This is a genomic window from Methanoregula sp., assembly GCF_052325125.1.
Lineage (GTDB): Archaea > Halobacteriota > Methanomicrobia > Methanomicrobiales > Methanospirillaceae > Methanoregula.
The window spans coordinates 1-13,862 of sequence record NZ_JBKQWO010000045.1 but is presented as its reverse complement, the minus strand read 5'-3'; the positions used below and the strand labels follow the sequence as shown (position 1 = coordinate 13,862).

Genomic DNA, 13,862 nt, shown 5'->3' with positions numbered 1-13,862 from the left:
GCTCGCTAATCTTTTAGTTGTCTCCTTGCTTTTTGGACTCACAATCGAATGTAAGGAGACAATGTACCTTAGATCTTTCGGTCATTGGTACCGTCTGTTTTGGATAGGATTTCTACAGAGCAAAAATTAGGACAAAATAGTATTTTTGACAAAATTTTCAAGGAATATGAACACCATTTCAAGATTTGTGAGCCTCAATTTAATTCTCCAACGTTGATTATTGTAGATAAAACCTATTCAATCGGCCTTTCAGATATTTTTGGGGCATCTGATTTGAGTGTCATCTATAAAAAATATCAATTCCCTGAATATTTTATTGGGATCTTTGATAGAACTCATTACCCTATCGATACGATTCTTGAAATTCTAAATCGAGCGAAGCCCGATCGGTTCTATATTAACCCACGATATAAGGACACACTATCATTAATTCCGGTTTTGTCTCACTTATTCTCTCATAACAAAACAGATTCACGATAACATAGGCGCTCCTGAAGATGGGTAAGAGAAGAATCCCGGTACACCGCCCTCGCCCAGCGAGGCCCCGACGAGGCGGCCGAGCGACCCCCGAAGGGGGTGGGAATCCTCGTTTTTCCCGGGAATGCACAAACGACAAGCCGATACGTAGAGGATTGGCTCATAACTGTTATGAGCTCCTGAATCAACAGTTGCCTGACCCCGGTTTCACACAGGGTCAGGAAAAAATCATGACCTGTTTGGATCGCCGATATTCTCTCCTCCTGCTTGCCATTCTCCTCATTGTTTCCGCAGGCTGTATCACCGCATGGCCATCATCCAACACAACTCCGCTTGCAGCCGCTCCGGCGGCATCACCCCAGGCCGGCGTTGCGACCGCAACAGTCAGTCCGGTCCCGACGTTCAGCGACCACGGGAGCCTGAACGTCCTGCGGGGCGAGCCCTTCACCGTCACCGGCACGGTGCCCAACCGGGCAATAACGATGGTGCAGGTCTGGCTGCTGAACGGCAGCATCTCGACCATACTCGAACCTGTTATGCCGGACGGGACCTTCCGGATCACGCTCGATTCCGGTGTGACCTCAGCACTCTCCCGTAATTTTACCTCAGCGATCGTAGCCCAGTACCCGTCTCCACCCGATCAGTTTGCGGTGAACCTGGACCCTGCCTCCGGCCACGTGGTTGGTTCGTCCGTGATACCGGCCCGGATCCTTACCGAGGTCAACGATAAGCAGTACTATCCCACGACACAGGAGGATTTTCTCGGCCAGGCCATCGAATCCCCCGGCACGAACAACTCGTGTATCATCACCTTCCTCAACGGGATCGATGCCACTCTCGATATTACGCCGATTCCGCCGGGGTCCCCGGGCACCATGACTGTTTCCGGGAATACCAGCCTGCCGGCCGGGACCCCGCTCTCCATCGGGGTCGGGACGGTCAGCTTCCACCCGACGTCCAAAAATTACGACTTCTCACATGAATCCGCCGAAGGATCTGCCGTTGTCACCGCGGGTCCCGTGGGGATCAACCATTACTACGGCACAGTCGATACGTCTCGTCTCAATACCGGAAAATATTTTGTCGCCGTCAACTCCGGGAACCAGAGTCTTCAGGCCGGTGCGACGATCTATGCCGACGTGATCGCGCCGCTGCCCGCACAGCCGGGCCCCGGGAACTACATCAACTGGTCCGCGCTTGCGTTGCCCACCCTTGCGACAAACGAGACCATGGCCCCGGTTCTCCTTGCAGGGGAATGGACGATCGTGCCGCCCGGCACCTCCACGCAGGACAACGAGGTGCCCTATGGCTCGATCATCGATTGCGCACCGGACGGGATCTGCCGGGTGTACGACCAGGCCGGCGTCCAGTTCCTCGCAGTGTACAATTCGAACGAAGAGCACATGATGGGAGTGCCCAACGGTGCGATGATCGATTCTGCGGCCGGCGGCAATGTCACGATCATCAGCCTCGATGGAAAAGTCATCCTGACTAAAATCGATGAATATCCCCGGGGGAACTAATGTTACTTTAAGAGCGACCCTCCCTCTCCTGGCGAGACCCAGACGAGGCAGCCTTTTTGGCTCCCATCAGGGAATGGGAATTCTTGTCATTTTTCAAAATCATACACTGTTGGTGGTGAATTAACTAAAGGAGTTTCAATCTCAATTCAGCAGAGTTTTTTATTAAGTTTCACCGATAAACTCAAAAAGCCTTTTTCTATTAACAGACCCACACTGACGACCCCCCCTGCACACTCATTTTTTGAATGAAAGAAATACCGTAAAATCCGAAATCTCATAGCCTCCTGCTGTAGATATATTTATGTGCCGCGTAACCTACAATCCATTATTAAAAAATGAGGTGTGATTGTGAATCTTTTGACAGTAGGTGTTGGAATTATCCAGTTGATCATCGCGGTCATCTTTGCCGTGATTGCACTGTATATCGGATTCTATGTCTTTGGTAAGGTCACCAAAGAAGTTGAAGAGCAGAAGGAACTTGCAAAGGGCAATGTTGCATTTGGTATTGTTGTTGCCGCAATCTTTGTCGCAATCGGTATTGTTGTCCAGTCCGGCGTTGCCGGAATATCGGTTGGCATCAGCAAGGCTTCGGTACTTGGATTTACATCAGTTGACGGCCTGATCGTGATCGTCGTTGCGATCATCCAGCTGGTGCTGGGCGTTCTCCTTGCGATTGGTGCCATCTACCTGGCCTTAAGCATCCTCGACAAGCTCACCAAGGAAATCAGGGAGTTTGAGGAGCTTAAAAAAGGCAATGTCGCGGTTGCTCTTGAAATGGCCGGTGTCATCATCGCAGTTGCCCTGATCATCCAGTCAGGTGTTGCAGGTATCACAGCAGCACTGGCCTGATGCGCCCCTGTTAATTTTCTTTTTTTTTGGATTTTCTTTGGAACGGTGCATAAACCAGTAACGTTCATACCAAAAACAATAAACCCGATAAAATGAGTGCGGGGCGAAGATTCAGTTCCGGTAATTTTTTTAAATTAGTCCGGGTCATGGGCTGATAATTTCAGGATATCCCGTATTCTCCCTCGCTCAAGGGGGTCAACTTCCCGGCCCCGGATAATGTACCCGCCCGATCTCCCCTCTGAACGGTAATGGACTGGCAGCGACCGGGTAAACTCCTTACATCCCTTCGAGCGCCCGCAGGCTCGCAACAGCGCCGTCAAAGCGTTTCACTTCGATGACCGCGGTTGCGTGCTTCCTTCTCATCGCGGTCATCACCGGGCGAAAATCAATTTCCCCTTCTCCAACGGCACTATGGGTGTCCCGTTTCCCGTTATTATCGTGGATGTGCATGTGGCAGAACTTCGTTTTAAGAAATTCCGGCAGGCACCGGTTGAGGTTCGCATGCCCGACATCGAGCGTGAACCCGGTACCGTCAATGATCGCGAGGTCTTTCGGGGTCCGAAGGTTAAAAAAATTCATGTCCCCCATGTTCTCGAACGAGAACACGACCGAGAGCTCGCGTGCGGCGCGGGAGAGCTCGGCAAGGGATTTTCCAAACTGCCGGTCGGCCTGCTCCCGCTCTTGCTCCCAGGCATAGTAGCCCGGGTGAAGGACAACAGCGGCACCGATCTTCGCGGCCTGCCGGAAACAGTCGGTCATCACCTCGACGCTCGCCCTGCGGACGGCTTCGAAGAGGCAGGCAATATTCATCCCGTGGTACGGGGCATGGAGGATAAAGTCAGCGGAGTAACTCTCGAAAAGTTCCGGGCGGTCAATGAAGTGGGGGCCCTCGTCCATAACCTCGATGAGGCCGGTGAAGCCGGACAGCCGGTCCAGCGCAACCGGAAGCGGCTCGTCAATGAGGCAGTAGGTCGAGATGCCGATCATGATGAGCGGTAGCGCGAGTCTGAATAAATAAGTATGGATTACAAGAGGGAGACCGCGGCGGTACCCCCTCCCGTCAAGCGGCAATGCAGCCACGGGGGTGTTCAATATACCGGGATCAACCCGGGATTTTTCCCGGTAAGAGACCTTCCGCCCCGGGGCGTCACGGCAAAGGTATTTTCGATGCCCACGAGCCCGACATCCCGGATCCCTTTCTTTGGCTCAATCGCAAAGACCATCCCTTCCTGCAGCGGCTCGTCGAACCCTTTCGCGATCACCGGTATCTCGTCAATCCACAGCCCAATCCCGTGGCCGAGAAACTTCACCGTGTGCCGCCCGTACCCCATGAAACCGTTTAAAAATTCCGGGCTGAGCCCTTCAATAACCGAGGCATAGATCCCGGAAGGGATTGCCCCCGGTTTTAAGAGTGCCGCTACCTGGTCCTGCACAGCGACGCACTGCTCATGGACCCGGATGGCCGCATCCGGGAGGGGTCTCCCGAACATGTAGGTCATGGTCTTGTCGGTCTGGTATCCCTCGACACCGCACCCGATATCGATGACGACAAGATCCCCTTTTTTGAGTTTTCTCTCCCTGCTCCCCATCATCGGGGCTGACGGGTGAAGCCCGGAAACTCCCCCGGGAGTGTCAACGCAGATGGGCGCAATCGAGCTCGTCCCGAATCCGATCTGGCCGAGAAGCATTTCGTTGAACATGCCAAACCGGATGATACCCTGGTGGCCTTCCTTTACCATGACTGAATAAAGATCAGTGGCAAGCGTGACTTCATCGATCCCTTCCTGCAAAAGGTCGGGAACGCAGTCCTCAAGGACATGCCGGTGGATGGCGCCGGCCCGCTCCATAAGCGAAAGTTCGTACGAGCTTTTCACCGACCGGACGGTGGCGACTTGTGCGTCGAGTGCCAGTGCACGGGTAAAGGAAAAATGTTTCTGCATGCGGCCGTACTGGGCAAGCGGAACCGAATCGAGTTCCAGGTACACCGGTTTTTTTAATTGGCCGGTAACGGCAGCCGCATCCCGGTAGCTCGTCATCTTACGGATATCCGGAAATTCTGATTCGGCAACTGCCCGGTCAAAGCTTTTCCGGACCCAGAATACGGCATCGCCGTTCCTCAGGATAAGGAGCAGGCCGTCCTGGATGGTGCCGGTGAAATAATAGATGTTGATCTTTTCCGAGATGGCTGCAACCTCCCAGTCCGGGTGGTCACGATCCATCCGTTCCCTGAAGCAGGCCATTCTCTCCCTGAGTTCACTGGATGGGACTTTCATGATCGTGCGAATAAAATTGGCCGACCAAGCTATTTATCGCTAGTGAATTGCGGGACGGCAGCCGGGGATTTAAAAACCGGGAACGAGAAAAAACCATCAAAAGACAAGAGAATAGCGCTTGTAAAAACGAAAATGGGAGGGTACCCCGCCTCAGGGCCTTTCCGAAGCACGGCAGGGCAGGGAGTATTTTTCGTAATGCTTTAGTTATCGATCCGCGGCGGGAACATTCCTTCGGGGGTGGCGGCACCCATTGTTACCTTTCAGAAGGACGAGATGCATCAGAGGGACAAAAAACATGGATTGAGATCCAGAAGATGAGGGGCAAAAAGGTTATTTCTGTTTCTTGTCCGCTTCCCACCGGTCCAGTACCTCGCGACCCTCGACAAAGACGAAGCCGTGCTTCTTTGCGTATGCTTTTGCCCCGGCTTTGGGGAGGGCATAGCCGGACTCATCGTCCAGCATCTCGCAGATCGTGATGGATGGCGTGACACCGGCCATCCTGGCGAGCGCGACCGAGAGCTCCGTCTGGCCGCGCCGCTGGTCGAGCAGGTCATCAGCTGCACGCAGGAGGGCGCAGTGGCCCGGTGTGCGGAAGTGCTCGGAAAAGTGTGCGCCCCCGCCGTTGAGCGATTTTTTTACCTGCCCGGCAATCTCGGTGATCGTGAGCGCCCGGTCCCGGTCCGTGATGCCGGTGAACGTGTTCTTGTGGTTGACCCAGAGCGAGAACGAGGAGTGGTTTTTGCGGTCGTAGGGGATGTCGCCCTGCTGCTCGGCGACCTTCGTTCCCTGGAGCACATCGCTTGCAAACGGGAGACCGAGCCGTTGTGCGGCAACCGGATCGACCGCCGTGCAGATCAGCCCGCCGCCATCTTTTCTCATCCGGAGGATGTGGCGGGGTGTCACCGCATCCGATCTGATCGCAAAATCCGTCTCGCCTTCCCGATCGTCAAAATCGTACAGCAGGATAAACCTGCCGTCCCGTAGTGCTGCTATCGCATCGTCAATCATATGCCACCTCGACATTTACCCGGTCGTTCTCTCTGGCACCCAGGGCATCGCGGAGCCCCACTGCCGCGATCACCTCGATGATATCCTCGGGATAATGGCTCCGGCCGGGCACCACGATCCCGCACGGGATATCGTTAATTCGGCAGGGCAGGCAGCGGACTTCCCCGAACGTCCGGCCGTCCGCGGAGAACCCGTGGATCGGAATCCAGGTCAGGGCCTCAAGTTTCTTCCGGGTCGGGATATCGGATCCGGCGAGGCGCAGGTTGAGCGTCCCGGGATAGGGTTCGAAGCCGAGGTGCCGGAGGAACTGTTTCCTGTACGGCTCGAGGCTCATGTAGTACCGGCCTTCGCCAAGACCGTTCACCACAACGCCCGAGAGCACGTAGTGCCCTCCTTCGTGCGCGAAGAGCCGGCAGTACTCCGCGTATTCACGCCGGAGCTCTTCTTCCCCCTCCTTTGTGATCGTGATGTGCTGGCCGTCCGGGTTTAAGGTCCGGGTGATCAGCCGCTGGCTCTCAAGCGCCTTGAGCCGGCGGGACGCCGTCTGCGGGCTTGCCTCCAGCACCTCCGCAAGCGTCTGCGATGAGACAAACACCGGCCCGCGGCATCCGCCCATGAGGGCGATCGCCTTGAGGCATTCGAGATCTTCGGCCAGCACCATGCTTATCAAAATTGAGATGCTTACTATTTATGGATTGCTTTCCTCCCCATCAGCCCTCCAGGATTCCGTCGTGGTTCGTTTGTTGTCGAAATAACGTTCGTTAGTTATTTAACAGGCCGGGTCAATCTACCTGAGCATGAAATCCGGATTGCGGAACCAGCTCGCCGAGAAGATGGCGGGTGAGATTACGCTGTCGGACTCACCGGGGCTTGCACTCAAAAAGTGGCGCCAGAACTTTGAAATTGCGCCGGGCGTCCTCTCGGACCGCCTGGGTGTCTCCCCCTCCGTGATCAGCGATTACGAGAGCGGCAGGAGAAAGAGCCCCGGAACCGCCGTGGTCGGCAAGATCGTCGACGCCATCCTCTCCATTGATGAGGAAGGCGACGGAAGACACATTCACAAATTTTCCTCCATGCTCTTTTCAGGCATCGATGATGACGTGATCCTTGATATCCACGAGTACACGAACCCGGTCAGCCTCGGTGCGTTCACCGAATCGATCGGGTGCACACTGCTCTGCGGGCCACTGGACCAGACCATCTTCGGCCACACTGTGATCAACAGCCTCAATGCGATCCTCCAGCTCTCTGCTGAGGAGTTCAACCGCATCTATGGCTGGAGCACCGAACGGGCGCTCATCTTCACGAACGTCTCGACCGGCAAGTCGCCGATGGTGGCGATCCGGGTCACGGCATTCAAGCCGCGGTGCGTGATCCTCCAGGGGATCGACGCGGAGAACGTCCACCCGTTCGTCGCCAAGATGGCGGACCGGGACCATATCACGGTGCTCTGCACAGAGATGGAGATTGACAAAATCGTGAGTACACTGAGGGAAAAAGAATGGTAGGCATCATTACCTACGGTGCATACATACCGAGATACCGTATCAAAGTTGAGGAGATCACCAAAGTCTGGGGCGCAAATGCCTCCGACATCACAGGAGGACTGGGTGTTTTTGAAAAGTCCGTCCCCGATCTCGATGAGGACGCCGCAACGATTGCGGTCGAAGCAGCGCGGAATGCCCTGAAACGCAGGAACGTCGACCCCGGGCAGATCGGCGCCGTTTACGTGGGCAGCGAGTCGCACCCCTACGCGGTCAAGCCTACAGCCTGCACGGTCGGGGAAGCGATCGGCGCGACGCCCCACATGACCGCGGCCGACTACGAGTTTGCCTGCAAAGCGGGAACCGCCGCGATCCAGACCTGCATGGGTCTCGTGAAAAGCGGCATGATCCCGTACGGGCTTGCGATTGGCTCCGATGTCTCGCAGGGTGCACCGAGCGACGCACTCGAATACACGGCAGCGGCCGGCGGTGCAGCGTACGTGATCGGGAACAACGACCCGATTGCAACCATCAACCATACCTGCTCGTTTACCACGGACACGCCGGACTTCTGGCGCCGCGAGGGGCAGGATTACCCCCGGCACGGCGGCCGGTTCACGGGCGACCCCGGGTACTTCAAGCACGTGAAGGGCGCAAGCATGCTGCTCTTCGAGCAGATGCACAAGGCCGCAAAGGACTACGACTTCGCGGTCTTCCACCAGCCCAACGCGAAGTTCCCGCAGAAAGTGGCAAAGGACCTCGGTTTTTCCGCCGAACAGATCAAGCCGGGCCTTGTCGTACCCTGGCTCGGGAACACCTACTCGGGCGCATCGCCTATCGGCCTTGCGGCAACGCTGGATATCGCAAAGCCGGGCGACAAGATATTTGTCTGCTCGTTCGGGTCAGGCGCCGGCAGCGACGCCTTTGACATCACGGTAACCGACGCGATCACGTCCGACGCGTTCCACCGCGATGCGGCACCTTCGGTGATGCAACTCCTCAAAGACCCCATCTACCTGGACTATGCACGGTACGCAAAACACAAGGGAAAGATCGTGATGCAATCATGAGAGACGTCGCAGTAATCGGGATCGGGTGCACGAAGTTCGGCGAGAAGTGGGAGAGCTCGTTCCGCGACATCTTTGTCGAGGCAGGGACGCTTGCCCTCGAGGACGCACAGCTCTCGGGCGAGAAGATCGACGCCATGTACGTCGGGAACATGAGTGCCGGACGGTTCATCGGGCAGGAGCACATCGGTGCGCTCATCGCCGACTACGCCGGCATGGCGACCCGTCACATCCCCTCGACCCGTGTCGAGGCGGCATGCGCATCGGGAGGCCTTGCATTCCGGCAGGCCGTGATCGCGGTCGCAAGCGGCATGGAGGATATCGTGGTCGCGGCCGGCGTCGAGAAGATGACCGATGTCGGTTCGGACGAAAGCACCGATACGCTGACCGGCGCGGCCGACCGTGAATGGGAAGGCTTCATGGGCGCCACATTCCCGGGCCTGTACGCGATGATCGCACAGGACTACATCCACAAGTACCACATGACCCGCGAGCAGCTGGCACAGGTTGCGGTGAAGAACCACTACAACGGGGCGCGGAATCCCATCGCACAGTTCCAGAGCGAGATCACGCTCGATACCGTGCTGAAATCGACGATGGTCGCAGAGCCCCTCCGGCTCTTTGACTGTTCGCCGGTGACGGACGGGGCGGCGGCAGTGATTGTCGCGCCGCTCGACCGGGCAAAGGAGTTCACGGACACGCCGATAAAAGTGCTCGCGACCGCTCAGGCCAGCGACTCGATCGCGCTGCACGACCGGCGCGACATTTCGACGCTGGACGCAACGGTTGCTGCAGGGCAGCGTGCATTCAAGATGGCGCACCTGACCCATGCGGACATTGACATGGTCGAGGTGCACGACTGCTTCTCGATCGCAGAGATCTGCGCCATCGAGGACCTCGGCTTCTGCAGGAAGGGTACGGCCGGCAAGTTCACCGCTGACGGCGAGACCGCTCTTGGCGGGAAGATCCCGGTCAACACGAGCGGCGGACTCAAGTCCTGCGGCCACCCGGTCGGTGCGACCGGCATCAAGCAGGTCTGCGAGATCGTCCAGCAGCTCCGCGGCACGGCCGGCAAACGCCAGATCGAGAACGCGAAGATCGGCATGACGCATAACGTGGGCGGGACCGGCGCGACGGTTGCGGTCCACATCCTTGGGAGGGTCTGATCATGACGGTAGCACGCTTCTGGAGACACCTGCCCCAGCGGTACAACATGGTGGGAACGAAATGCGAGAAATGCGGCAGGCACTTCTTCCCGCCACGATCCTTCTGCCCCGATTGCCGAAGGGCAGGAAAGATTGTCGAGCACAAGTTCAAGGGCGAAGGCACGGTCGTCACCTTCACCGTGATCCACACGGCGGCCGAGCAGTACTCGATGCTCACCCCCTACGTTCTTGCAATTGTGAAGCTCGACGAGGGCCCGCAGATCACCACCCAGATCGTTATGGACCCGGCACAGGCGAAGATCGGGATGAAGGTAAAAAGCGTGTTCCGCAAGATCGCCACCGATGGCGAGAGCGGCATCATCCACTATGGTACGAAGTTTGTGCCGGTGGAGTAAAATTTATTTTTTCGTACGCGTGGGGCCTAATTTTTTATAGATGTTTCAGAATCGGCATTCTGTTTTAAATCCAATCCCTTTTCAATACCCATCTCTTCAATTTTTTTAAGAACGGGTTGGATCGCTCTGTGAGGATCACGATAATATTCGCTTGCCCTTATTCGGCAGAATTTCCACCCAACCCGTTCTAGCTGTTGCTGGCGTTCCCAATCCCGGTCCCATTGATCCACTCCATGCCAACTATCACCATCACATTCGATAGCAAGTCGATTTCGTAATCCCTCAATAACAAGATCGATCCGGTATTTCCCAACACGCACTTGGGGAGAAATTGAGTAACCTTGTGATTCAATTAGTTTGAAAACATCTCGTTCAAATTCAGATTCAAATAAATGTTCAACCAGTTTTAAGTCTTTTTTCACTCGGCCAGGATCAATACAATAACTGAGCAACTTGTAACGGACGCAATTTTGGCTTAAATCCGACAAATCCACCGAATGGAATAACCACATTCGGTTTCTCCCCCTACTCGCAGCAACATTAAACCGCCTAATATCGTCTTCTTTTGTCAATGCAGAGAACCGGGCATTCGGTGCAACGACAAGAGATAAGAACATTAAATCGCGCTCATCTCCCTGGAAGGCATACGCATCCCCACATACAATTTTTCTGGCAAAATACTCCTCATCGCCAATTTTTTTTCGTAAAAGATCCTGAATATGGTTGGCCTGATTTTCACCGAGCAGTGAGATTACTCCCATAGTCATTCCATCATATCTACGATCGGAACAACATTGGGCTATCTCCTCCACGATTGCCTCGGATTCAGGTATATTGATGTTTTTCATCTCATCTTTATATCCATCCTTGACCCTGACAGAAACAACCGCCGGTTCAAAAATTTCCTCTTTTTTCGGAAAGCGGAGAGGGATAATTTCTCCACCATAACACAAATCATTACTAAACTGGATGATATCAGGGACGCACCTGAAATGTTCTTTAAGCATCAGGTTGCTGGTAAAAATGAGTTGTCCATAATCGTAGAGACTGGTTTTCAGATCGAATAATTCTGAATGCGGAATTCCTTTAAGATAAAGATTGTTTAACTCAAGAATTTTCACGCTATCTGTTCCAATAGCATAAGGACTGATTTGTTGGTCATCACCAACAATGACCGCTTTTTTAGCTCTGAATAGCGCACAGAGCGCAAAGATATCACTCTGACTGCTCTCATCAAAAATGATTACATCAAACATTCCCTCTTGGTTGAGTGAAATATTTTCAACTATTCGATGAAGAGGCATAATCCAAACAGGAATTGCCCCCTTGCAATTCTCCATCTCTTTCTGGGCAGTCTTTCTGTAATGGGGAGCTAATTTACCGGTTCCTTTGCCAATTTTTTTAATCGCCTTAAGCCAAGCTTGGAGACTGGTCTTTTGGTCTCTACTAGTTTGAAGTATCCGATTATACCACGTTCGTTTAGCGACAAGATTTTGAAGATTTTTGCGTTCTTTTTGCTGCCAAAACACGATATCCTCTTCAATTTTATCGATTGAGAGAAGATGCGTTTGAGTATAAATCTGATGAAAAAGATTCCATCTCCACGATAGCGGAAAATTTGGATATATCTTTTTCAGATTACAATTACCTACTTCGGATTCAAGTTTATGAATAAATATTGGAAATTTCGTCGAAAGTTCTTCCTTTAAAGATAATAATTCAAAGAACTCTCCTTGAGATTTTTTAACTTGATCAAATGAACTATAGATCTCTCCAAGATAATTTTTAATTTTTAATCTGTCGGCTATTTTGATCGAAGTTAGGCAGTCCCGATCGAGTTGTATGCCCAACAATCCAAACAACTCATTGTATTCATCAAGCAAATCAGCAAATGACTCGATCTCCTTAATCAGGACATTGTATTTTTCCAAGAGAAAAATTAATTCAACATTATTTCGTAACTTGATAAGTCCTGCTTTCGTAAAAAGATCAATTTTTTCAGAAGGTCGAAACACATTCATGAGAGGATTTATTTGATCGAGAACATTCTCATTCCAAGACAGGATAGTATTCAGATGCTCGATATTTTTCAATAATTCAGCATGATCACCGAACTTAGTAAGATCGAGAGGGGATCCGCCATATTCACTTGAGAGCATTTTCCAAAGATATTCCAGTCTGTATTGATAGATACAATACTCAGCGTAATGCCGTAAGAGTTCAGCTTTTTCGAACGTATCGATTTCTGTGTTGTTTATTCGGCTTTTTTCAAGGATATAAGATGATTTTTTATTGGTGAGTTTGGAAAAAAATCCTATAGATCCATTCTCTTTCAGACACTTGTACCAAGGATCAAAATCACGACAGAATTGTTCATATGACTTTTCATCATTAATCGGAATTGCAGTCTGAATTTCCAGAAGATGGATTACATTTCTTTTTTCATTGAACCGAGGAACAATACTCTTAAGTTCTTCATTTATTTTTTCTATATGATCTTTCAGCACCTGATTTGTTGAGCACGGTTCTATGAGTGTAAGTAACCATGGGGCCTGGATCCTGTCCAGATCCTGAATAGCTGACTCCATAATATTAATTAATCCGTCAAAGTCTATTTCCTGATTTTCAAATATCTCCCAGTTCTCTACAGAACTCCGATCACGTGACTGCAGTATTTCTAGATAATCTAAACTTTGGGCAATTTTTGAGGAAATTTCATCAATTGAGGGAATTTTGGTTACCAGATCATATAATTTGATTATTTGCTGATTTTCTTGTTCATTTTCAAACAACTCCAATAGTCGCTCAAATTCAGATTGAGTTAATGGACATTTTTCACTGGGACTAATCGAGTCTTCTATAATGAAGGTCTTATTTTCATTCTCTCGCAAAAATTTGGAAATTTCGGGGAGGGATAATTGAGTTTCTTCAAAATTATAGCGATAGTTTGCTTCAATCTCCGAGGTATCCCGGAGTTTTGTCGTTAACTCAGCTAACTTCCGTCGTGTCCTGTCAAGATCTTCGGTAAGACTCTGGATATCCGTTTTAATTGCCGTGGGATCTGTTGCTAATTGTTCAGATATACTCCGAATTGATTGCTCAAGTTCTCTTAATGATCCGACATCCCCCCCGGCAACGTTAATACATAAAGGACGGATGTCTTCGGGGATTTTCTCTGCTAAAACGTTAAGTGCCTTTTCCGTCTGACTTGTAACCAAGACCTTTTTCCCATTCGCAAGCAGGTGGCAAATCAGATTAGCTATGGTATGACTCTTCCCTGTTCCAGGTGGACCTTGAACGACTACGCCAAAATCATTGGCCAATCTACGAGCAATCTCTTTCTGTTCCTCATTTGCCTGAAGCGGAAATAGGAGGTCCTCCCCTACTGATCTCCAAGCGTCGGCCGTTTCTTGATCTTGTTGGATTGTATCGTGAACAGATAGTGATCCAATTGTTTTTGGAATGGGATAGCCATCGTCGATTGATTTGATTATTCTGCTCTGTAGAAATCCTATCCAAAACAGACGGTACCAATGACCGAAAGATCTAAGGTACATTGTCTCCTTACATTCGATTGTGAGTCCAAAAAGCAAGGAGACAACTAAAAGATTAGCGAGCCG

General features: G+C 52.1%; 11 protein-coding genes. 6 read left to right on the top strand and 5 right to left on the bottom strand.

The window, feature by feature from the left end; translation table 11 throughout:
- The first annotated feature begins 707 nt into the window (after positions 1-707).
- The gene (locus ACLQMU_RS10125; protein ID WP_424040278.1) at positions 708-2,000 is read left to right on the top strand and encodes a hypothetical protein; all 1,293 of its coding nucleotides are present in this window, start codon (positions 708-710) and stop codon (positions 1,998-2,000) included.
- Between the two features lie 348 nt (positions 2,001-2,348).
- Positions 2,349-2,849, top strand: a complete 501-nt coding sequence (locus ACLQMU_RS10120; protein ID WP_422148641.1) for a DUF350 domain-containing protein — start codon at positions 2,349-2,351, stop codon at positions 2,847-2,849.
- Positions 2,850-3,125: 276 nt separating this feature from the next.
- On the opposite strand, the gene ACLQMU_RS10115 is transcribed toward ACLQMU_RS10120, so the two are convergent.
- The 4 genes from ACLQMU_RS10115 to ACLQMU_RS10100 form a co-directional block, all read right to left on the bottom strand.
- Positions 3,126-3,836, bottom strand: coding sequence for a sugar phosphate isomerase/epimerase family protein (locus tag ACLQMU_RS10115; protein ID WP_422148642.1), 711 nt, complete (start codon positions 3,834-3,836; stop codon positions 3,126-3,128).
- Between the two features lie 101 nt (positions 3,837-3,937).
- Positions 3,938-5,122, bottom strand: coding sequence for a M24 family metallopeptidase (locus tag ACLQMU_RS10110; protein WP_424040280.1), 1,185 nt, complete (start codon positions 5,120-5,122; stop codon positions 3,938-3,940).
- 330 nt (positions 5,123-5,452) lie between these two features.
- A complete protein-coding gene (gene ribB, locus ACLQMU_RS10105; protein WP_422148644.1) occupies positions 5,453-6,130 on the bottom strand; it encodes a 3,4-dihydroxy-2-butanone-4-phosphate synthase in 678 nt (225 codons plus the stop codon).
- Positions 6,123-6,791: a DUF120 domain-containing protein gene (locus ACLQMU_RS10100; protein ID WP_422148645.1), complete on the bottom strand. Its 669-nt coding sequence runs from the start codon at positions 6,789-6,791 to the stop codon at positions 6,123-6,125. Before ACLQMU_RS10100 ends, ribB begins: the two co-directional genes overlap by 8 nt.
- A gap of 136 nt (positions 6,792-6,927) precedes the next feature.
- Here ACLQMU_RS10100 and ACLQMU_RS10095 point away from each other — a divergent pair, with 136 nt between their 5' ends.
- Genes ACLQMU_RS10095 through ACLQMU_RS10080 form a run of 4 tightly spaced genes read left to right on the top strand, consistent with a single transcriptional unit; the run spans position 6,928 to position 10,242 of the window.
- Positions 6,928-7,638 (top strand): helix-turn-helix domain-containing protein, encoded by a 711-nt coding sequence (locus tag ACLQMU_RS10095; protein ID WP_422148646.1) that lies wholly within the window; start codon positions 6,928-6,930, stop codon positions 7,636-7,638.
- Positions 7,632-8,684 (top strand): hydroxymethylglutaryl-CoA synthase, encoded by a 1,053-nt coding sequence (locus tag ACLQMU_RS10090; RefSeq protein ID WP_424040283.1) that lies wholly within the window; start codon positions 7,632-7,634, stop codon positions 8,682-8,684. Before ACLQMU_RS10095 ends, ACLQMU_RS10090 begins: the two co-directional genes overlap by 7 nt.
- The gene (locus ACLQMU_RS10085; RefSeq protein WP_422148648.1) at positions 8,681-9,847 is read left to right on the top strand and encodes a thiolase domain-containing protein; all 1,167 of its coding nucleotides are present in this window, start codon (positions 8,681-8,683) and stop codon (positions 9,845-9,847) included. Before ACLQMU_RS10090 ends, ACLQMU_RS10085 begins: the two co-directional genes overlap by 4 nt.
- 2 nt (positions 9,848-9,849) lie before the next feature.
- Positions 9,850-10,242, top strand: a complete 393-nt coding sequence (locus tag ACLQMU_RS10080) for a Zn-ribbon domain-containing OB-fold protein (RefSeq protein ID WP_424040286.1) — start codon at positions 9,850-9,852, stop codon at positions 10,240-10,242.
- A gap of 26 nt (positions 10,243-10,268) precedes the next feature.
- Here ACLQMU_RS10080 and ACLQMU_RS10075 read toward each other — a convergent pair whose 3' ends face one another.
- A complete protein-coding gene (locus tag ACLQMU_RS10075) occupies positions 10,269-13,799 on the bottom strand; it encodes an AAA domain-containing protein (RefSeq protein ID WP_443673690.1) in 3,531 nt (1,176 codons plus the stop codon).
- Between the last annotated feature and the right edge of the window lie 63 nt (positions 13,800-13,862).

Coding starts and splice junctions, on each gene's coding strand:
- ACLQMU_RS10125 (WP_424040278.1), top strand. CDS start 708: ATGACCTGTTTGGATCGCCGATATTCTCTCCTCCTGCTTGCCATTCTC.
- ACLQMU_RS10115 (WP_422148642.1), bottom strand. CDS start 3,836: ATGATCGGCATCTCGACCTACTGCCTCATTGACGAGCCGCTTCCGGTT.
- ACLQMU_RS10110 (WP_424040280.1), bottom strand. CDS start 5,122: ATGAAAGTCCCATCCAGTGAACTCAGGGAGAGAATGGCCTGCTTCAGG.
- ribB (WP_422148644.1), bottom strand. CDS start 6,130: ATGATTGACGATGCGATAGCAGCACTACGGGACGGCAGGTTTATCCTG.
- ACLQMU_RS10100 (WP_422148645.1), bottom strand. CDS start 6,791: ATGGTGCTGGCCGAAGATCTCGAATGCCTCAAGGCGATCGCCCTCATG.
- ACLQMU_RS10095 (WP_422148646.1), top strand. CDS start 6,928: ATGAAATCCGGATTGCGGAACCAGCTCGCCGAGAAGATGGCGGGTGAG.
- ACLQMU_RS10090 (WP_424040283.1), top strand. CDS start 7,632: ATGGTAGGCATCATTACCTACGGTGCATACATACCGAGATACCGTATC.
- ACLQMU_RS10085 (WP_422148648.1), top strand. CDS start 8,681: ATGAGAGACGTCGCAGTAATCGGGATCGGGTGCACGAAGTTCGGCGAG.
- ACLQMU_RS10080 (WP_424040286.1), top strand. CDS start 9,850: ATGACGGTAGCACGCTTCTGGAGACACCTGCCCCAGCGGTACAACATG.
- ACLQMU_RS10075 (WP_443673690.1), bottom strand. CDS start 13,799: ATGTACCTTAGATCTTTCGGTCATTGGTACCGTCTGTTTTGGATAGGA.